General features: G+C 66.7%; 22 protein-coding genes and 1 riboswitch. Of the genes, 17 read left to right on the plus strand and 5 right to left on the minus strand.

Annotated features, from left to right (window positions below):
* Window positions 1-111 precede the first annotated feature (111 nt).
* The 13 genes from nrdR to FAS41_RS02465 all read left to right on the plus strand — a co-directional run bounded on the left by nrdR (window position 112) and on the right by FAS41_RS02465 (window position 9,851).
* Window positions 112-576, plus strand: a complete 465-nt coding sequence (gene nrdR / locus FAS41_RS02405) for a transcriptional regulator NrdR (RefSeq protein WP_017521848.1) — start codon at window positions 112-114, stop codon at window positions 574-576.
* 14 nt (window positions 577-590) lie between these two features.
* The gene (gene ribD, locus FAS41_RS02410) at window positions 591-1,691 is read left to right on the plus strand and encodes a bifunctional diaminohydroxyphosphoribosylaminopyrimidine deaminase/5-amino-6-(5-phosphoribosylamino)uracil reductase RibD (RefSeq protein ID WP_138520323.1); all 1,101 of its coding nucleotides are present in this window, start codon (window positions 591-593) and stop codon (window positions 1,689-1,691) included.
* Window positions 1,692-1,812: 121 nt separating this feature from the next.
* Window positions 1,813-1,975: riboswitch (FMN riboswitch) on the plus strand.
* A gap of 151 nt (window positions 1,976-2,126) precedes the next feature.
* Window positions 2,127-2,795 (plus strand): riboflavin synthase, encoded by a 669-nt coding sequence (locus FAS41_RS02415; RefSeq protein ID WP_081517123.1) that lies wholly within the window; start codon window positions 2,127-2,129, stop codon window positions 2,793-2,795.
* A 16-nt stretch (window positions 2,796-2,811) separates the two neighbouring features.
* On the plus strand, window positions 2,812-3,909 hold the full coding sequence (ribBA, locus tag FAS41_RS02420) for a bifunctional 3,4-dihydroxy-2-butanone-4-phosphate synthase/GTP cyclohydrolase II (RefSeq protein WP_138520078.1): 1,098 nt from the start codon (window positions 2,812-2,814) through the stop codon (window positions 3,907-3,909).
* 96 nt (window positions 3,910-4,005) lie between these two features.
* On the plus strand, window positions 4,006-4,482 hold the full coding sequence (gene ribH / locus FAS41_RS02425) for a 6,7-dimethyl-8-ribityllumazine synthase (protein ID WP_015475395.1): 477 nt from the start codon (window positions 4,006-4,008) through the stop codon (window positions 4,480-4,482).
* Window positions 4,483-4,544: 62 nt separating this feature from the next.
* Complete coding sequence (nusB, locus tag FAS41_RS02430) at window positions 4,545-4,967, plus strand: transcription antitermination factor NusB (RefSeq protein ID WP_246084806.1); 423 nt, start codon at window positions 4,545-4,547, stop codon at window positions 4,965-4,967.
* A 3-nt stretch (window positions 4,968-4,970) separates the two neighbouring features.
* Window positions 4,971-5,930 (plus strand): thiamine-phosphate kinase, encoded by a 960-nt coding sequence (gene thiL / locus FAS41_RS02435; protein ID WP_138520080.1) that lies wholly within the window; start codon window positions 4,971-4,973, stop codon window positions 5,928-5,930.
* A gap of 2 nt (window positions 5,931-5,932) precedes the next feature.
* Window positions 5,933-6,448, plus strand: coding sequence for a phosphatidylglycerophosphatase A family protein (locus tag FAS41_RS02440; protein WP_138520081.1), 516 nt, complete (start codon window positions 5,933-5,935; stop codon window positions 6,446-6,448).
* Between the two features lie 9 nt (window positions 6,449-6,457).
* A complete protein-coding gene (locus FAS41_RS02445; protein ID WP_138520082.1) occupies window positions 6,458-7,231 on the plus strand; it encodes a substrate-binding periplasmic protein in 774 nt (257 codons plus the stop codon).
* Between the two features lie 5 nt (window positions 7,232-7,236).
* On the plus strand, window positions 7,237-7,881 hold the full coding sequence (locus tag FAS41_RS02450; protein ID WP_138520083.1) for a retropepsin-like aspartic protease family protein: 645 nt from the start codon (window positions 7,237-7,239) through the stop codon (window positions 7,879-7,881).
* A gap of 121 nt (window positions 7,882-8,002) precedes the next feature.
* On the plus strand, window positions 8,003-8,632 hold the full coding sequence (ribA, locus tag FAS41_RS02455; RefSeq protein ID WP_138520084.1) for a GTP cyclohydrolase II: 630 nt from the start codon (window positions 8,003-8,005) through the stop codon (window positions 8,630-8,632).
* Window positions 8,629-9,045, plus strand: coding sequence for an MFS transporter (locus tag FAS41_RS02460; RefSeq protein WP_138520085.1), 417 nt, complete (start codon window positions 8,629-8,631; stop codon window positions 9,043-9,045). Before ribA ends, FAS41_RS02460 begins: the two co-directional genes overlap by 4 nt.
* The gene (locus tag FAS41_RS02465) at window positions 9,045-9,851 is read left to right on the plus strand and encodes a cobalamin-binding protein (protein ID WP_138520086.1); all 807 of its coding nucleotides are present in this window, start codon (window positions 9,045-9,047) and stop codon (window positions 9,849-9,851) included. Before FAS41_RS02460 ends, FAS41_RS02465 begins: the two co-directional genes overlap by 1 nt.
* Before the next feature lie 227 nt (window positions 9,852-10,078).
* Here the strand turns inward: FAS41_RS02465 and FAS41_RS02470 are convergent, their stop codons facing one another.
* Together FAS41_RS02470 and FAS41_RS02475 are read right to left on the minus strand one after the other, a co-directional pair.
* Window positions 10,079-11,092 carry a zinc-binding alcohol dehydrogenase family protein gene (locus FAS41_RS02470; protein ID WP_138520087.1) on the minus strand — a complete coding sequence of 338 codons (1,014 nt, stop codon included), beginning with the start codon at window positions 11,090-11,092 and terminating at the stop codon, window positions 10,079-10,081.
* Between the two features lie 25 nt (window positions 11,093-11,117).
* Entirely contained in the window at window positions 11,118-11,405 is a 288-nt protein-coding gene (locus FAS41_RS02475) for a putative quinol monooxygenase (protein WP_138520088.1), read from the minus strand.
* Window positions 11,406-11,519: 114 nt separating this feature from the next.
* Here FAS41_RS02475 and FAS41_RS02480 point away from each other — a divergent pair, with 114 nt between their 5' ends.
* Window positions 11,520-12,434, plus strand: coding sequence for a LysR family transcriptional regulator (locus FAS41_RS02480; protein WP_138520089.1), 915 nt, complete (start codon window positions 11,520-11,522; stop codon window positions 12,432-12,434).
* 7 nt (window positions 12,435-12,441) lie between these two features.
* On the opposite strand, the gene FAS41_RS02485 is transcribed toward FAS41_RS02480, so the two are convergent.
* A complete protein-coding gene (locus tag FAS41_RS02485) occupies window positions 12,442-13,758 on the minus strand; it encodes a bifunctional DedA family/phosphatase PAP2 family protein (RefSeq protein WP_138520090.1) in 1,317 nt (438 codons plus the stop codon).
* On the minus strand, window positions 13,755-14,474 hold the full coding sequence (locus tag FAS41_RS02490; RefSeq protein ID WP_138520091.1) for a DNA-3-methyladenine glycosylase: 720 nt from the start codon (window positions 14,472-14,474) through the stop codon (window positions 13,755-13,757). The genes FAS41_RS02485 and FAS41_RS02490 overlap by 4 nt, the downstream gene beginning before the upstream one ends.
* A gap of 63 nt (window positions 14,475-14,537) precedes the next feature.
* On the opposite strand from FAS41_RS02490, the gene FAS41_RS02495 reads away from it, so the two are divergent.
* Window positions 14,538-15,392: a class I SAM-dependent methyltransferase gene (locus FAS41_RS02495; RefSeq protein ID WP_138520092.1), complete on the plus strand. Its 855-nt coding sequence runs from the start codon at window positions 14,538-14,540 to the stop codon at window positions 15,390-15,392.
* Window positions 15,393-15,671: 279 nt separating this feature from the next.
* Here the strand turns inward: FAS41_RS02495 and FAS41_RS02500 are convergent, their stop codons facing one another.
* Window positions 15,672-16,898 (minus strand): alpha/beta fold hydrolase, encoded by a 1,227-nt coding sequence (locus FAS41_RS02500; RefSeq protein WP_138520093.1) that lies wholly within the window; start codon window positions 16,896-16,898, stop codon window positions 15,672-15,674.
* Between the two features lie 309 nt (window positions 16,899-17,207).
* Between FAS41_RS02500 and FAS41_RS02505 the strand changes: the two genes are divergently transcribed.
* Window positions 17,208-18,473 (plus strand): glutamate-5-semialdehyde dehydrogenase, encoded by a 1,266-nt coding sequence (locus tag FAS41_RS02505; RefSeq protein WP_138520094.1) that lies wholly within the window; start codon window positions 17,208-17,210, stop codon window positions 18,471-18,473.
* Window positions 18,473-19,129 (plus strand): nicotinate-nucleotide adenylyltransferase, encoded by a 657-nt coding sequence (gene nadD, locus FAS41_RS02510; protein WP_138520095.1) that lies wholly within the window; start codon window positions 18,473-18,475, stop codon window positions 19,127-19,129. The genes FAS41_RS02505 and nadD overlap by 1 nt, the downstream gene beginning before the upstream one ends.
* Window positions 19,130-19,146 lie beyond the last annotated feature (17 nt).

A 19,146-nucleotide genomic window follows, 5' to 3' on the forward strand; every position in this document is an offset into this window, starting at 1 on the left:
TATAGCCTAATGCCTGCGGCCTGTCTCGTGGGAGCGGGGTTTATTCGGCCAGTCGATGCGCTACCATGAGCCTCTTACCTATTCCTCCGACAAGACTGCCCAAGACTCGCCATGCATTGTCCTTTCTGCGGCGCCCACGACACCAAAGTCATCGATTCGCGCCTGGTCGCCGAGGGCGACCAGGTCCGCCGGCGCCGCGAGTGCCTGGCCTGCGGCGAGCGTTTCACCACCTTCGAGACCGCCGAACTGGTCATGCCGCGCCTGATCAAGCAGGACGGCAGCCGCCAGCCCTTCGACGAGGACAAGCTGCGCGCCGGCATGCAGCGCGCGCTGGAGAAGCGCCCGGTGAGCATCGAGCGGCTGGAAGAGGCGATGGCGCATATCAAGCACAAGCTGCGCGCCACCGGCGAGCGCGAGATCAAGTCGCGGGTGCTGGGCGAGCTGGTGATGGCCGAGTTGCAGAAGCTCGACGAAGTCGCCTACATCCGTTTCGCCTCGGTCTATCGCCGCTTCCAGGACCTCAACGAATTCCGCGAGGAAATCGAGCGCCTGGCCCGCGAACCGTCGAAGGAATGAGTGCCATGGACCCCATGGAAAGCCTGGACGAACTCTGGATGGCCCGCGCCATCGAGCTGGCCCGCAAGGGCTGGTACACGACCCATCCCAATCCGCGCGTCGGCTGCGTCATCGTCCGCGATGGCGAGGTAGTCGGTGAAGGCTGGCACGTGCGCGCCGGCGAGCCCCATGCGGAAGTCCACGCCCTGCGCCAGGCTGGCGACAAGGCCCGTGGTGCCACCGCCTACGTCACCCTGGAGCCCTGCAGCCACTTCGGTCGCACGCCGCCGTGCGCCGATGCACTGATCGGTGCCGGCCTCGCTCGCGTCGTCGCGGCCATGCAGGACCCGAACCCGCAGGTTGCCGGCAGTGGCATGCGGCGCATCGCCGAAGCCGGCATCGACGTGCGCTCCGGTGTGCTGGAAAACGAAGCCCGCGCATTGAACCAGGGCTTCCTCAAGCGCATGGAAACCGGTTTACCGTTTGTCCGCGTGAAGCTGGCGATGAGCCTGGATGGCCGTACCGCCATGGCCAGCGGCGAGAGCCAGTGGATCACCGGCCCGGCCGCGCGCCGCGCCGTGCAGCGCTTGCGTGCGCAATCCAGTGTGGTGCTGTCCGGCGCCGATACCGTGATGACCGATGACGCCCGCCTGACCGTGCGCCCGGACGAGCTGGGCCTGGATGCCGACCAGACCGAACTGGCCTCCCGGCGCCAGCCGATGCGCGTGCTGATCGATGGACGCCTGCGCGTGCCGTTGACCGCGACCTTCTTCCAGGCCGGCCCCGCGCTGGTGGTGAGCACCCAGGACGACCCGAACTACGCCGTGGTCGGCCACGAACTGCTGAACCTCGCCGGCCTCGATGGCCAGGTCGACCTGCTGGCGCTGCTGAGCGAGCTCGGCCGCCGTGGCGTCAACGAGGTGCTGGTGGAGGCCGGCCCGCGCCTGGCCGGTGCCTTCGCCCGCCTCGGTCTGGTGGACGAGTACAGCATCTTCATGGCGCCCAAGCTGCTCGGCTCTTCCGCACGCCCCTTGCTGGAGCTGCCGCTGGAGCGCATGAGCGAATCCCGTGAGCTGAAGATCGTCGATATCCGCGCTGTGGGTGACGACTGGCTGGTCACCGCCAGGCCCGTCTGATTCCGCCTTTCCCGGCTTGCCGCTGAGCCCGCGAGGAGCGCTCGGGGTCAAGCCGAAACTTCCGACTCGCGGCCACCTGTGGTAAAACGCCACACGCGGTCGACGCTGTAACGACCGCGATTGACGTTCTCAGGGCGGGGTGCAAGTCCCCACCGGCGGTAATGGCGCGCAATGCGTCTAGCCCGCGAGCGCTTGTCCAGACCGGTTCGCCGGATGGGCAAGGTCAGCAGACCCGGTGTGATTCCGGGGCCGACGGTCATAGTCCGGATGAAGAGAGAACGGGATGAGCCATCGGAGCGTGCCTGCACGCGTCCGAGAAGTCCCTTCGATCCGATACGCCCTGTTTTTTAACGAAAAACAGGAGTTCGCTTGTATGCACCATTGCGTTACTTCGCCGGCATGCCAGCCAACCGCTCTTACCGTGCGGGAGGCCTCATGTTCACCGGCATAATCGAATCCATCGGCACCATCGCATCCATCACCCCGAAAGGCGGTGACGTGCGCCTGTACGTGAAGACCGGCAAGCTCGACCTCGCCGACGTCAAGCTCGGCGACAGCATCGCGGTCAACGGCATCTGCCTGACGGCGGTGGAGCTGCCCGGCGACGGCTTCTGGGCCGATGTCAGTCGCGAGACCCTGGCCCGCACCGCCTTCGCGCAGCTCAAGATCGGCAGCCGGGTGAACCTGGAAAAGGCCCTGACCCCGACCACCCGCCTGGGCGGCCACCTGGTCAGCGGCCACGTCGACGGCGTCGGCGAGATCGTCAAGCGTGAGGAAAACGCCCGCGCCATCCAGTTCACCGTGCGCGCACCGCGCGAGTTGGCCAAGTACATCGCGCTCAAGGGCTCGATCACCGTGGACGGCACCAGCCTGACGGTGAACGCGGTCAACGGCGCCGAGTTCGAGCTGACCATCGTCCCGCACACCGTGCAGGAGACCATCATGGCCGACTACCGTGGTGGTCGCCTGGTCAACCTCGAAGTCGACCTGCTGGCGCGTTACCTGGAGCGCCTGCTGCTCGGCGACAAGGCGGCGGACCCCGCGGCCGGCGCTGGCGGCATCACCGAAGCATTCCTGGCCGAAAACGGCTTCATGAAACACTGATAAGGCTCTTCCCCGTATGGCACTCAACAGCATTGAAGAACTGCTCGACGACATGCGTCAGGGCAAGATGGTCATCCTCATGGATGACGAGGACCGCGAGAACGAAGGCGACCTGATCATCGCCTCCGAGTGTGTCCGCACCGAAGACATCAACTTCATGGCCCGCTTCGCCCGTGGCCTGATCTGCATGCCGATGACCCGCGAGCGCTGCGAGCGCCTCGGCATCCCGCTGATGGTGCAGCGCAATGGTTCCGGCTTCGGCACCAAGTTCACCGTTTCCATCGAGGCCGCCGAAGGCGTCACCACTGGCATCTCCGCCGCTGACCGCGCGCGCACCGTGCAGGCCGCCGCCGCGAAGAACGCCGTCGCCGCCGACATTGTCAGCCCCGGCCACATCTTCCCGCTGATGTCGCAGCCCGGCGGCGTGCTGGCTCGCGCCGGCCACACCGAAGCGGCCTGCGACCTGGCGCGCATGGCCGGTTTCGAGCCGTCCGGCGTGATCTGCGAGATCATGAACGACGACGGCACCATGGCCCGTCGCCCGGAACTGGAAGAGTTCGCCCAGCAGCACGGCATCAAGATCGGCACCATCGCCGACCTGATCCACTACCGCCTGATCCACGAGCGCACCGTCGAGCGCCTCGCTGAGCAGCCGCTGGATACCGAGCTGGGCCAGTTCAACCTGATCACCTACCGCGACTCCGTGGAAGGCGACGTGCACCTGGCGCTGACCCTGGGCAAGGTCTGCCCGGAAGAGCCGACCCTGGTGCGCGTGCACAACCCCGACCCGCTGCGCGACCTGCTGATGGTCAACCAGGCGGGCCGCTGGAGCCTGCGCGCGGCCATGGCCAAGGTGGCCGAGGCCGGCACCGGCGTGGTCCTGCTGCTGGGCCACCAGGTCGGCGGTGATGATCTGCTGGCGCACGTCCGCGAGATCACCAACACCCCGGCGCCGGCGCAGAAACCGACCACTACCTACAGCACCGTGGGTGCCGGGTCGCAGATCCTGCGCGACCTGGGTGTGCGCAAGATGCGCCTGATGTCGGCACCGATGCGCTTCAATGCGATATCCGGTTTCGACCTCGAAGTAGTAGAATACCTGCCCGCTGAATGAACCTCGCCGCCGTGCCCTGGCACGGCGGTGCCGTTCTTCTACCCTATTTGCGGAGCGTCATCGGACGCTCCGGCTCTTTAACAGTGAGACTTGCCCATGACCCTGAAGACCATCGAAGGTACCTTCATCGCCCCCAAAGGCCGCTTTGCCCTGGTGGTTGGCCGCTTCAACAGCTTCGTGGTGGAAAGCCTGGTGGAAGGCGCCATCGACGCGCTGGTGCGCCACGGCGTCGCCCAGAGCGACATCACCGTGATCCGTGCTCCGGGCGCCTTCGAAATCCCGCTGGTCGCGCAGAAAGTCGCCCAGCGCGGCGAGTTCGACGCCATCATCGCCCTCGGCGCGGTGATCCGTGGCGGCACCCCGCACTTCGAATACGTGGCCGGTGAGTGCACCAAGGGTCTGGCGCAGGTTTCCCTGCAGTTCGGCGTGCCGGTCGCCTTCGGCGTGCTGACTGTCGACTCCATCGAACAAGCCATCGAGCGCTCCGGCACCAAGGCCGGCAACAAAGGCGCCGAAGCTGCCCTGTCCGCCCTGGAAATGGTGAGCCTGCTGTCGCAGCTGGAGGCCAAGTGAGCCAGGACAGCACTACTCCGGACAGCAAGCCGGCCAAGCCCGCCAAGCCGAACAAGATCGCCATGCGTCGCAAGGCCCGCAGCCTCGCGGTGCAGGCCCTGTACTCCTGGCAGATGGCTGGCCAGCCGCTCAACGAGATCGAGGCGTCCTTCCGCACCGAGAACGATTTCAGCGATGTGGACGGTGCCTACTTCCACGAGATCCTGCACGGCGTACCGCGCCTGAAGACCGATCTGGACGAGGAGTTCACTCCCTGCCTGGACCGCGCCCTGGAAGAGGTCGACCCGGTCGAACTGGCGATCCTGCGCCTGGCCACCTACGAGCTGCGCAACCGCCTGGACGTGCCCTACAAGGTCGTCATCAACGAAGGCATCGAGCTGGCCAAGACCTTCGGCGCCACCGACGGACACAAGTTCGTCAACGGCGTGCTGGACAAGCTCGCTCCGCGCCTGCGCGCCGCCGAACTGCGTGGCGCCAAGCGCTGAGGCATGGGTGAGTTCGAGCTGATCCGTCGCTACTTCGCCTCGGCCGCCTGTGCGGCCGGCGGCGAGGCAGTGGCATTGGGGATCGGCGACGACTGCGCGCTCCTCGCTCCCAAGGCCGGCGAACAGCTGGCGATTTCCACCGACACGCTCGTCGTCGGTGTGCATTTCCCCACCGTCTGCGATCCCTTCCTGCTCGGCCAGCGTGCCCTGGCGGTGTCCGCCAGCGACCTGGCGGCCATGGGCGCATCACCCATCGGCTTCACCCTTGCCCTGACCCTGCCCGAGGCCGATCCGGCCTGGCTGGAAGGTTTCGCCCGTGGCTTGAACCAGAAGGCGCAGGAATGCGCGCTGGCGCTGATCGGCGGCGACACCACCCGCGGTCCGCTGGCGATGACCGTCACCGTGTTCGGCGGCGTGCCGGCCGGACAGGCGCTGACTCGCGCTGGAGCACGCCCGGGCGATCTGCTGTGTGTCGGTGGTCCGTTGGGCGAGGCGGGCGGGGCGTTGCCGCTGGTGCTGGGCGAGATGACCGCTGAACCGTCCGTCGCCGAGCCGCTGCTGGCGCGCTACTGGTCGCCGCAGCCACAACTGGACTTCGGGCAGGCGCTGCGTGGCAAGGCCTCGGCGGCGCTGGATATTTCCGACGGGCTGCTTGCCGACTGCGGACACATCGCCCGCGCCTCGGGCGTGGCGCTCATCGTCGAAGCCGACAAACTGCCCGAAAGCCCCGCGCTGGAAGCCCTGCTGGGCGCCGAGCGCGCTCAGCAGCTCAAGCTGGGCGCCGGTGACGACTATGTGCTCGCCTTCACTCTGCCTGCCGAGCATCTGCCGGCACTTTCGGCGAACTGGCCGGCCCTGCGTGTGGTCGGTAGGGTGGAAGCCGGTTCCGGCGTCCGTGTGCTCGATGGCGCCGGCGCCGACATCACGCCGCGTCAGGGCGGCTACCTGCATTTCATGGAGTGACCGTGACAGAACACCCCAACCAGGCCCCGGCCCAACCCGTACCCCATTCGGTATGGAGCAATCCCTGGCACTTCCTGGCCTTCGGCTTCGGCTCGGGCACCCTGCCCAAGGCGCCGGGCACCTGGGGTTCGCTGGTTGCGCTACCCTTCATACCACTCTGGCAGATGCTGCCGGACTGGGGTTACTGGCTGATGCTGGGCATCACCATGCTGTTCGGCTTCTGGCTGTGCGGCAAGGTGGCCGACGACCTGCGTGTACACGATCACGAAGGCATCGTCTGGGACGAGATGGTCGGCATGTGGATCACCCTCTGGCTGGTGCCGGAGGGCTGGTGGTGGCTGCTGGTCGGTTTCGTGGTGTTCCGCATCGTCGACATTGCCAAGCCCTGGCCGATCAGCTGGATCGACCGCAACGTCCATGGTGGCGTCGGCATCATGCTGGACGATGTGCTGGCCGGCGTTTTCGCCTGGCTGGTGATGCAAGGCCTGACATGGGGTTGGGCCCACTGGCTGATCTGAGGAAGATCGATGCGCCGACTGCTGTGCCTGCTCCTCTGCCTGTGCTGGCTGCCGGCGATTTCCCTGACGTCGGCCCTGGCCGCCGAAGCACCTGCCGGGCTGCCTGCCGAGGTCCGAGTGGTCAGCGAGGTCTGGGTCAACTACAGCCAGGCCGACGGCCGTGGTCTGGCCTGGGACCTGCTGCGGGCCATCTATGAGCCCGAAGGCGTCCGCCTGAGCCTGCGCAGCGAGCCCTACGTGCGCTCGGTCGGGCTGGTGCAACGCGGCGAGGCGGACGCGTGGGTTGGCTCCTACCGCAACGAAATCGACCACATCATCTATCCGCACTGGCCCTATGACGTCGACCCCATCGGCGCGCTGGGCCTGAAGAGTTCGCCCCAGCCAACCCTGGCCACGCTCGACCGCTATCGCCTGGCATGGATGCGTGGCTATGCGTTCGACCGCTACCTGGATCACCTCAAGCAGCGCAACGAGCTGCAGCGGCGCAGCTCCGCCCTGCCGATGCTCGACGGCCACCGCATCGACTACTTCATCGACGCACGGCCCGAGCTGGAAGAGATGATCGAGGCCAAGGGTGTCGACGCCAGCGTCTACCACATCACCGATGTGGGTTCGATTCCGCTGTATCTTGGCTTCGCCAACAACGACCGTGGGCGGGCATTGGCGAAGCTCTATGATTCCCGCATGCAGGCGCTCTACCACAGCGGCGAACTGGAGCGCATCTTCGCCCGCTGGCACTGGCCCTATGCCCCGCTGAAACCCCTGCTGCCGCCCAAGGAGTGATCGCCATGCGCCTGTCTGCCCTGATCTGCCTGTCCATCTGCTCCCTCGCCGCCGTGGCGGCGCCTCAGGTGCAGGTAGTGGGTCTGTTCCCTGGTGCCGCAGTGCTCAATATCGACGGCCAGCGCAAGCTGCTGAAGGTGGGCCAGACCGGTCCGGAAGGCGTCCAGGTGGTCAGCGCCGACAGCCACAAGGCGGTGCTCCGCGTCGGCGGGGTCGAGCAGACCTACGAACTGAGCCGCGAGTACAACAGTGCAGGTTACGCCACGCCGGCCGCGAACGCCGAGACGAGTATCGCCCGCGGTACCGGTGGCCATTACTGGGTGGCCGGCACGATCAACAACCAGAATGCGCAGTTCCTGGTGGATACCGGCGCGACCTCGATCGCCATGAACGAAGGTCAGGCCCGGCGCCTGGGGCTGGATTACCGCGCCGGCGGTACGCCCATGATGGCCTCCACCGCCAGCGGTACGGCCAAGGGCTGGCGGGTGACCCTCAACAGCGTGAAGCTCGGCGGTGTCGAGGTGCTAGGGGTTGAGGCGGTGGTGCTCGAAGGCGATTTCCCCACCGATATTCTGCTGGGCATGAGTTATCTCAACCGCGTCGGTTGGCGCGAAGACCAGGGCATGATGTACATCCAGGCCAAGCACTGATCGCGCGGCTTCTATCAACCGCATCGATGCTTATCTTGCAGAATTCGCAATGACGGTGCGGACGACGCAGCTGTTACAATGCCGGCCTTCTTTCCTTAGATAAATCTTTCAGGAGTTTCCGGTGTCTGTCGTTTTCGTCGCCGCCTCCAAGCTGCCCACTCCTTTCGGCGAATTCACCATGCATGGCTTCCTCGACGAGGAAACCGGCAAGGAACACGTCGCCCTGACCATGGGCAAGCTCGATGACGGCCAGCCGGTGCTGGGGCGTCTGCATTCCGAATGCCTCACCGGCGATGCGCTGTTCAGCCTGCGCTGCGACTGCGGTTTCCAGCTCGAGGGCGCACTGTCGGCCATCGCCAAGGAAGGCCGCGGTGTCCTGCTGTACCTGCGTCAGGAAGGTCGTGGCATCGGCTTGCTCAACAAGATCCGCGCCTACGCCCTGCAGGACGAAGGTGCCGATACCGTGGAAGCCAACCTGGCCCTGGGCTTTGGCGCCGACCAGCGTGACTACGCCATGTGCCTGCCGATGCTCAAGCACCTGGGCATCTGCTCGCTGAAGCTGATGACCAACAACCCGCGCAAGGTGAAGGCGCTCGAAGGCTATGGCCTGACCGTTGCCGAGCGCGTGCCGCTGCAGAAGGGCCTGAACCCGCATAACAAGCGCTACCTGCAGACCAAGGCAGGCAAGCTGGGCCACATGCTGGGCAACATGCATCAGGGCGAAGCCGAGGCCGAGGCATCCGCTTCGTGAATCGCGCCGCTGCCCGGCGCCGGCTGAATCTGCTCTGGTGGCTATTGCTGGCGCTTGCGCTGGCGCCGCAGCACCTGATGCTGGCGCTGGTGGGCGAGGCGCCCTTCGGCGATACGCTGGCGACACCGGTGTTCGTCGTCGGACTGCTGTCGATGTTCCTTACCCTGCCGCTGTTCCGTCGCTACAAGCACGCGCTGATTGCCACCGGCAAGGCGCGAGATAACGCCGACGAGCCGGCTGCCTGGCAAGCGCTGGGCGCCGCACAGCGCCGTGGCGCGCTGGTGGGCAGCCTGCCGGCCTGGATCGGTGCCCTGGCGGTGCTGGTCGACCTGCACGGCGTGCCGGTCCTGCTGCTGGGCTTCGCCAGTCTGGTTATCCTCTGGCTCTACCGCCTGCCGCGCCAACTGGCCTGATGCGCCACTTCCTCTGCCTGCTCCTGTTGTTCGCCGGCCTGCCCGTTGCCGCAGCGGAGCGGGTGGTCAGCCTGGCGCCCTCGCTCACCGACATGGTCCTCGAACTGGGTGCCGCCGACCGGCTGGCCGGCCTGCTCGATGGTGGGCCGCGTCCGGAATCTCTGAAAAGTCTGCCGTCCGTCGGCCGCTACGGCCAGGTCAACCTCGAACAGATTCTCGCCCTGCAGCCGGACCTGCTGCTGGTCTGGCCCGGCGCCGTGCCCGAAGCACAGCTGCAACGCCTGAAGTCCGCAGGTATCCCGGTCTATGTGGCCGATCCGCACCGTCTGGAGGATATCTCCCAGCAGTTCCGCGAGCTGGGCGAGCACCTGGGGCGGGCGGAGCAGGGGCGTGAGCTGGCGGAAGCCTTCGATGCGCGCTTGGTGCAGCTGCGGGCGCAGTACCGCCGCGAGCAGCCGCTCAGGGTGTTCTATCAGGTGTGGGACCGCCCGCTCTATACCGTCGGTGGCCGGCAGATCATCAGCGAGGCGCTGGAAGTCTGTGGCGGGCGCAACCTGTTCGCCGACCTCGACCTGCCGGCACCGCAGGTTGGTCAGGAAGCCGTGCTGGCGCGCGATCCGCAAGTGATCCTGGCGGCCAGCGAGGATCAGCTGCGTGATTGGACCCGCATGCAGCAGCTCAGCGCCACGAGGCTCAAGCAGCTCTGGGTGGTGCCGGATCGCGATCTGGAGAAGCCGAGCTTCGCGATGCTCGACGCCACCGAGAAGCTCTGCCGGTTGCTCGCTGGCGCCAAGGCGGACGACTGAGTTGGCTGGGTTTCGCGAGCAAGCTCGCTCCTATAGGTAGTCGGAAGCACTAGTGCGCTCTTTGTAGGAGCGAGCTTGCTCGCGAACCTTTGTGCCCAGCGACAAAGAGCAGACCGTAGGGCGCATAACCCGGAACGGGTTATCCGCCAGGATGGCGGATAACGCCATAGGCGTTATTCGCCCTACGTCCTGTGCTTAACGGTTTCGTAGGGCCGCCTTTACGGCGATCAGAACCCTTCCAGCACGATCTTGCCCTTGGCCGTGTTGCTTTCCAGCAGCGCATGGGCGCGACGCAGGTTGGCGGCGTCGATCTTGCCGAAGTGCTCGCCCAGGGTGGTCTTCAGCACGCCACTGTCGATCAGCCCGGCCACGCGCTGCAGCAGCTTGTGCTGCTCGATCATGTCGTCGGTCTGGAACATCGAGCGGGTGTACATGAACTCCCAGTGCAGCGACAGGCTCTTCTGCTTGAGCAGGCGCACGTCGAGGTTCAGCGGGTCGTCGATCAGTGCCAGGCGACCCTGCGGGCGCAGGCTGGCGACGATCTCGGCGAGGTGCTCCCCGGTCTGGTTGAGGCTGGCCACGTGGGTGACTTCGCCGACGCCGATGCGTTTGAGCTCTTCGCTCAGCGGCTTGCGGTGATCGATCACGTGGTGCGCGCCAAGGTTGCGTACCCATTCCTGGGTTTCCGGGCGCGAGGCGGTGCCGATCACGGTCATGCCGGTGAGTTGGCGTGCCAGCTGGGTGAGGATCGAGCCCACACCGCCGGCGGCGCCGACGATCAGCAGGCTCTGGCCTTTGCTCGCATTGCCCTCGGCCACCTGCAGGCGGTCGAACAGCAGTTCCCAGGCAGTAATGGTCGTCAGTGGCAGGGCGGCGGCGTGGGCGAAATCCAGGCTGGTCGGCATCGCGCCGACGATACGCTCGTCCACCAGCTGCAGTTCGGCATTGCTGCCGGGGCGAGTCAGGTCGCCGGCATACCAGACCTTGTCGCCCGGCTTGAACAGGCTGACCTCGTTGCCCACCGCGCGGACCACGCCGGCGGCATCCCAGCCGAGCACCTTGTACTGGCCTTCGGCAGGTTGAGCGCGTTGGCGCACCTTGGTGTCCACCGGGTTGACGGAGATGGCGCGCACTTCCACCAGCAGGTCACGCGGGCCGGGCGTTGGGTCGGGCAGCTGGATGTCGAGCAGGGAATTGGCATCGTTGCTGGGCAGACTCTGGGTGTAGCCGATGGCTTTCATGGGAATTCCTATTCGTTTTGAACGATCAGTCGATGCGGTTCATCAGGCGGATGTCGAGCTCCGCCAGGTCGGCTTCGGCGGCCTTCACGAAGGCCTGGAAGTGCGGGCTGGCCTCGTGCTCGGCCAGGGCTTCTTCGCTCTGCCATTGCTCGATCATGTAGATCAGCTCGGCGTCCTTGATATCGCGGTGCAGGTCGTACTGCAGGCAGCCCGCCTCGGCGCGGGACGGCGCGAGCATGCCGTGCAGGCGCTCCTGCAGGCTGTCGGCATGGCCGGGCTTGGCGCGAATGATGGCGATCAGGGTCAGGCTCATCCGGGTATCTCCAGATTGGTGGGGCAGGTGCGTTGAAAGTGAAGGCATGCTGCTCTCTTTCTTCGGGAAGAAAAACCGCGTAAGTAGAGAGTCTCTTTCAAAGGATTTTTGAAAATGCTGCGTTTCGACGACCTGCAGATCTTCGTCCGCACCGCCGAGCGCGGCAGCCTTTCCGCCGCCGCTCGTGAGCTGGAGCTGTCACCGGCGGTGGCCAGCGCGGCGCTCAAACGCCTGGAAAACGAGTTGGACGTGCGCCTGTTCGCCCGCTCCACCCGCAGCCTGCGCCTGACCGCCGAGGGTGAGCTGTATCTGGCCCACGCCCGTGCGGCGTTGCAGAGCCTGGACGACGGCCGCCAGCTGCTGGCCGGCGGCAAGAGCGAGATCGCCGGCAACTTCCAGGTTTCGGCAGCGTCGGATTTCGGTCGCAACGTGCTGTTGCCCTGGCTCGACGAATTCCAGGCGCTGCACCCGCGGATGAACCTGCGCCTGCTGATCAGCGACCGCCAGGCCGACCTCTACCGGCAGCCGGTGGACGTGGCTTTCCGCTTGGGCCTGCCGGGCGATTCGAACCTGGTGGCGCTGCCGCTGGCTCCGGAAAATCGTCGGGTGCTCTGCGCCGCGCCGGAGTACTTCGCGCGCCATGGCAAGCCGGCGCACCCGGACGAGCTACAGAAACACAACTGCCTGCTGTACATGCTGGGCGGACGTGCCCACGAGCGCTGGCGTTTCAGCGACAGCCGCAGGCAGCACGAAGTGACGGTGCGCGGCGATCGCCTTTGCGACGATGCCGATGTGGTTCGGCGCTGGGCGGTGGCGGGGCAGGGGCTGGTCTACAAGTCCTGGCTGGACGTGGCGGCCGATGTGTGTGCCGGCCGGCTGGAAGTGGCGTTGGCCGACTACCTGGGCGAAGCCACGCCGATGAACCTGTTCTGCACCCACCGCGCCCAGCTCAGCCGGGCGGTGACCCAGTTGCGCGAGTTCGTGCAGTTGCGCTGCGCCGACCTGATGCGCGAGCGCCCCTGGGCCTGATGCCGGGTCAGAGCGGCGTGTAGCGGTGGATGGCTGCCGACAGGCCCCAGGCGCTGGCGACCGCCAGCAGGACCATGGCGGTCGGCAGCAGGCTCCACCAGATGCGCGGCGTCAGGGCCGGCAGCTCGCTGCGGCGCTGGCTTATCCACAGGCTGGCGGCGCACACCGAGGCGCCGAGCAGGGCGCCGGCGATGATGTCGCTGGGCCAGTGGGCGCCCAGGTACACGCGCGACAGGGCGATGCTGGCGGCGGGAATCACCGCCAGCAGCATCCAGGTCAGGCGCACGCGCGGGGATTTCTCCCGGCTGGCCAGCACGCCGAGTACCAGGAAGAAGGCGAAGGACGCCGAGCTGTGCCCGCTGGGCATGCTGAAGGCGGACAGCGGGTCGGCGATCACTTCCGGGCGCGCGCGGCCGAAGAAGTGCTTGAGCGTGGTATTGAGCAGCGCCGTACCGACCATGGTGCCAGCGGCGAAGAAAGCGTGCCGCCACAGCCGCAGGGCGGCCAGCAGGAGGGCGAGCAGCGCGCCGGCTATGAACTGGGTACGGAAGTCGCCGACACGGGTGACAGCCACCATGATGTGATCCAGCCATGCATGGCGGTGTTCCTGCACTAGAGCCATGAGGCCCTTGTCCAGGGCATCGAGGTGCGGCCAGCCGATCAGCATGCCGATCAGCAGCGCGAAACAGCCAATGGCGCCGATCAGCGGGGCGTTGCGCTCCTTGCGCAGCTCAGCGTGGATGATCAGGGCCAGCACCGCGGCGACGCAGGCGGCGACCACCCCGGCTTCCGGCCAGAATCCTTCGGGCAGCGGCAGACGCATGGCCGCGCCGGTCGCCCAGCCGGGCACCAGGTAGGCGATGGACCAGCCGGCGGCAGCCACGATGGAGACTGCCAGGAAGCGTCCGAAGGGCATGTCGAGCATGCCGGCGATCATTGGCAGGAACGGCCGCAATGCGCCGATGAAGCGGCCCACCAGCAGGCTGGCGACTCCATAGCGGTGGAAGAAGCCTTCGGCCGCGGCCATCCATTCCGGGTGGTGGCGCAGCACCGGCAAGCGTCGGATGTCCTGGTGGAAGTGGCGGCCGATCCAGTAGGACGACAGGTCGCCCAGCAAGCCGCCGAAGAACGCCAGCGCCAGGGTTTCCCCCAGGCCCAGGGCGCCGCTGCCGGCCAGTACGGCGATGGCGAAGAGCATGACCACGCCGGGCAGGATGATGCCGATGACGGCGGCACATTCGAGGAAGGCAACCAGGAACAGGACCAGGGCGAGCCATTGCGGGTGGGTCGCCATCCAGGCGTTGAAGGCGGCGAGATCGATCATCGGCGGGAGTCGTCCTGGGTTCCGAGCAGGTGGTAGTCGAGGCCTTCGACCTGTCCGCGGCGCAAAGGGTTGCGTGTGCAGAAGTTGGCGAAGGCGGCATCGACGAAGCGGTATTGCAGGTGTTCGTCGCGGCCGTGGGGAATGCCCAGACGCGCAGCCTGGATGACCAGCGAGGGCTGCTCGGCGATGTCGTCGACGAACAGGCGCTGCGGGTCGAAGCGCTGGGCGTCCCAGTCCGGGACCTTCAGGCCCATCGAGCGGCAGAGCAGGGTCTGGCCGTTGCACAGCTTGCCCAGCGGGCGTTCGCTGCCGTCGGCGGCGGGGTTGAGCTGGCGCATGCGGGCCAGCGAGTCATCGCCGGAAATGCGGTCCATCCAGGGGTGGCCGGACTTGATCAGTACCGCATTGCCGGGCCCGCCGGCACTGAAATTCAGGGAGTCGCCGCCGCGGGCGTAATACATGTAGATGTGCCCGCCATCGAGGAACAGCGCCTTGCGCTTTTCGGTGTAGCCCAGGGAGGCGTGGCTGCCTTTCTCATCGAGGTAATAGGCCTCGGTCTCGATGATCCGTGCTGACAGCCACAGGTCGCCGACCCGGTGGCGGACCACCTTGCCCAGCAGGTCGCGGGCGACGGTGAGGGCGTCGCGGTTGAAGAAGGCGTCCGGCAGCGGGTTGGCCTCTGGCCAGGGCAAACTTAGGTTGGGTTCGGCGGGCATCGGATTGTCGCGGTTCTCGGGCCGGTCTTAGGCTGGGGAATCATAACAACAAGATTCTTAAGCATGGCTGAACGGATCCGGGCCGACAGCGCCCATATCACCCCCAGCGCGCACTACACCGGTTACGTCTGGTATCGCCACCAGTTGGCCGACCCAGCCTTCGCCACGGCGTTCGGCCGCTGGGTGCACAGCTGCGTGGCACCGATCAACTGGGGCGCGCGGATCGGCTTCGGGCTGAATATCGAAGATTTCCTGTTACAACGTCACCTGCTGATCGATGCCCGGCTGACCCAGTCCATCGAATTGCGCGGTGTTACCCAGGTGGTGGAGATTGCTTGCGGACTTTCTCCCCGCGGGCGGCGCTTCCGCGAGCGCTATCCCCAGCTGACTTATCTCGAGGCCGACCTGCCACCGATGGCGGCGCGCAAATCCGCGCTGCTCCAGGAGCAGGGCTGGCTGGACGGCAAGCATCGCGTGCGGGCTGTGGATATCCTTGCCGAACAGGGCGAGCAGACCCTCGCCGCGCTGCTTTGCGAACTGGACCCGGACCGCCCGGTGGCGGTAATCACCGAGGGGCTGGTGAATTACTTCCAGCGCCCGGTGATCGAGAACTTCTGGCGTCGGCTGAGCTCAGCGCTGCGGGTGTTCCCGGAAGCGACCTACTTGACCGAACTCTACCCCGATCTGCGCGAGCACCCGCGCTACCGGCAGATCCGCTGGGGTGTCGGGCTGATCGGCAAACTGACCCGTGGTGGCTATCCGCTGCATTACCGCAGTGCCGCTGAAATCGAGGAAGCATTCGTTGGATGCGGATTCGGCCGGGTAAACGTGCTCGACCCACAGGTGGACGGCGCGGGGTTGGGCCTGCCGAAAGGGCGGATGCCGAGCCTGGTGCGGGTGATTGAGGCGCAGGTGTAAGTGCTGCGGGTGGGGCGGTTCGCGAGCAAGCTCGCTCCTACAAGTTTCCGGATGCACCGGGGTCGCTCTTTGTAGGAGCGAGTTTGATCGCGAACAGTGCCGATGCCAGAGGTCTGTGCCGGGGTATCCCCCTCACCCCAGCCCTCTCCCTTAGGGAGAGGGGGCCGATTGTGCCGGCTGATACTGTAGTTTCGCCTCATGCCGAACAGTCCCCTCTCCCTCCGGGAGAGGGTGAGGGCATGCGCCGGGAGCCGAAATCTGGATCATGAGAGTTTCTGCTCAGGCCGCAAACGCCCCCTGCTGCATCGGCACCACCATCGCCGCCAGCGCCGCGCTGGCCTGCGGGTCGCCGTGGGCGAAGATGAAGGCCAGGCCGTCGCCGCTGTAGCGCAGCGGCAGGATATCCAGCTCCGGCAGCCCGGCGGCAACCATCTTCCAGCCGCGCGCCGGGCGATCCAGCGGCAGCGCGACGCGGATCAGTCCGCCGAAATACCCCAGCTCCGCCAGCTCGCAGCGCCATTCGCCGCCTGCATCGTTGCGCAACACGGCGTGGGTGTCGGCCGGCGCCAGGCGCGGCTCGAAGCGGCGTTCCAGATGCAGCAACTGCTGGCGCTGGAAGCGCGTGCTGCCGGCGGCGCTGCGCGGCAGCGGTTCGCCACGCAGGAAGGGGTTGTACAGCCGGGCGCAGGCGTCGCGGCGTTCGAACTGGGCCAGGTGGTCGGCGTTGTGGATCAGCGCAAATTCGGCGTCCGTGCAGGCATGGGCGAACTCGGCGTGCTCCCAGGGCTGGGTGAAGTGATCGTACTCGCCCGCCAGCACCAGGGTCGGGCATTGCGGGTGGCGGTCGAAGCCGCCGAAGGCCAGCAGGCGCTGGCTGTTCTGCCGGTAGCGTTCGATCTCCGCCGGGGTCAGGCGCTGCAATTGGCGCAGCAGGGCCTTGCGGAATACCGGGGAAACACCGGTGTCGGCCAGCCGTAGCGGGTTGATCAGGCCGGTCAGCACGCCGTGGGCGAAGGGCGTCTGCTCGCCCAGTTCCAGGCGCGCCAGGGCTTCCACCAGCAAGGCGCGGGCGCCGGGGCGGCCGAAGGCGGTGATACCGGCCAGCAGCAGGCGTCCGCAGCGCGCCGGGTGGCGGGCCGCGAACAGCGCGGCCAGGGCCGAGCCGTAGGACAGCCCGATGGGCATCAGCGGTGGCAGTTGCAACGTTTCGGCGAAGGCGGCGATCAGGTCGGCCAGGTCCTCCAGGCTCAGCTGCGGCGCCAGTTGCAGGTTGCCGCCCTGGCTGGGCAGGTCCAGCAGGATCACCGGGTGCCCGGCGAGCAGCTCGGAAACCTCGCTGGCGAAAGAGCGGAAGCTCTGGAACGCGCCGCCCAGCAGCAGGACTGGCGGGCGAGTGTCATCTTCCCTGGAGGAGAAGGCCTGGTAGTGCAGTTGCCAACCGTCCAGTTCCAGCACCGCCGGGGCGGCGGTCAGGGACTGGGCGCTGTAATCGGTGCGATAGCGCATGGCAGTTCTCCGGCGGTGGACCGCCTCTTGTTGTTCTTCCCTGGCCTGAGTCCCTGGCATGCGAGCACTGCGGGGGCAACTAGCCATGCTTGCAAAGTAACCAGCCGATACGAATTTGGTTACCCAACCTTCGGGCGGCGTAAGGGGCCAGGGAGCCTGCGGATGTCACCGTTTCACCGATGGGGCGGGGTGTTGAGGCGGGTAAGCGTTACGTGCGGCGCGTCGCTGACCGGCCGGCTGCTGTGGCTGGCCGCTGAGGGGGCGCTCCCGCTATACTTGCGCATTTCCCTCACGCAGACGCGTTTGATCATGACCGAGTCCGTTCTCGACTATATGAGCCGCCTGGGCCGCGCCGCCCGTGAAGCGTCGCGCGTTGTCGCGCGCGCCACGACCGCGCAGAAGAACCAAGCCCTGCTGGCCGCAGCCGATGCCCTGGACGCCGCCCGCGCCCAGCTGACCGAAGCCAACGAACAGGATCTGGCCAATGGCCGTGCCAATGGTCTGGAGCCAGCCATGCTCGATCGCCTGGCCCTGACCCCGGCGCGCATCGACGACATGATCGAAGGTCTGCGCCAGGTCGCCACGCTGCCGGATCCCATCGGCGAGATCCGCGACATGCGTTACGTGCCGTCCGGCATCCAGCTGGGCAAGATGCGCGTGCCCCTGGGTGTGGTCGGCATCATCTACGAATCGCGTCCGAACGTGACCATCGACGCCGCCAGCCTGTGCCTGAAGTCGGGCAACGCGACCATCCTGCGCGGTGGTTCCGAGGCGATCCACTCCAACCAGGCGATTGCCGCGTGCATCCAGACGGGCCTGGCCGCAGCAGGCCTGCCCGCCAGCGTCGTGCAGGTCGTGGAAACCACCGACCGCGCCGCCGTCGGCGCGCTGATCACCATGCCCGAGTATGTGGACGTCATCGTTCCGCGCGGTGGCAAGGGCCTGATCGAGCGCATCAGCCGCGATGCCAAGGTGCCGGTGATCAAGCACCTGGACGGCATCTGCCATGTCTACATCGACGTTGCCGCCGACCTGGACAAGGCGATCCGTGTCGCCGACAACGCCAAGACCCAGCGCTACGCACCGTGCAACACCATGGAGACGCTGCTGGTGCACGCCGGCATCGCCGACCGCGTGCTGCCGCCGCTGGCTGCCATCTACCGCGACAAGGGCGTGGAACTGCGTGGCGACGCCGCCACCCGCGCGCTGCTGGGCGCCGACGTGCTGGAAGCCACCGAGGAAGACTGGCGCACCGAGTACAACGCGCCGATCCTGTCGATCCGTATCGTCGACGGCCTCGACGCGGCGATCGAGCACATCAACACCTATGGCTCGCAGCACACCGACGCCATCATCACCGAGAACTTCACCGATGCCCGCCGCTTCCTCACCGAAGTGGACTCGGCCTCGGTCATGGTCAACGCCTCGACCCGCTTCGCCGACGGCTTCGAGTACGGCCTGGGCGCCGAGATCGGTATTTCCACCGACAAGCTGCACGCCCGCGGTCCGGTCGGCCTGGAAGGTCTGACCAGCGAGAAATACGTGGTGTTCGGCGACGGACACGTGCGGACCTGATGAACAAGGCGCGTTCCCGACGGGTCGGTCTGTTCGGCGGCACCTTCGACCCGGTGCACATCGGCCACTTGCGCAGTGCGCTGGAGATGGCCGAGCAGTTCGAGTTCGACGAATTGCGCCTGATCCCCAACTTCCGCCCGCCGCACCGCGACACCCCCCAGGTGAAACCGGAACAGCGGCTGGCGATGGTCGAGCTGGCGGCTGCCGGCGTAGACCCGCTGGTGGTCGACGACCGCGAGCTGAAGCGTGACAAACCCTCCTACACCATCGACACCCTGGAGTCGCTGCGTGGGGAGCTGGAGGTGCAGGACCAGTTGTTCCTGCTGGTCGGCTGGGACGCATTCTGCGGCCTGCCGGCCTGGCATCGCTGGGAAGAGTTGCTGGAGCACTGTCATATCGTCGTGCTGCAGCGCCCGGATGCCGACAGCGAGCCGCCGGAAGACCTGCGCGACCTGCTGGCGGCGCGCAGTGTTGCCGACCCGAAGGCGATGACCGGCCCCGCCGGGCAGATCACCTTCGTCTGGCAGACGCCGCTGGCAGTATCCGCCACCCAGATCCGCCAACTCCTGTCGCAGGGGCGCTCCGTGCGCTACCTGGTGCCGGATGCGGTATTGAACTATATCGAGGCGCACGGCCTGTACCAGGCGTCTCACTGATCAAGTTAGAGAGTCAT

The sequence above is a fragment of the Pseudomonas nicosulfuronedens genome (genome assembly GCF_005877905.1).
In the GTDB taxonomy this organism is placed as follows: domain Bacteria; phylum Pseudomonadota; class Gammaproteobacteria; order Pseudomonadales; family Pseudomonadaceae; genus Pseudomonas; species Pseudomonas nicosulfuronedens.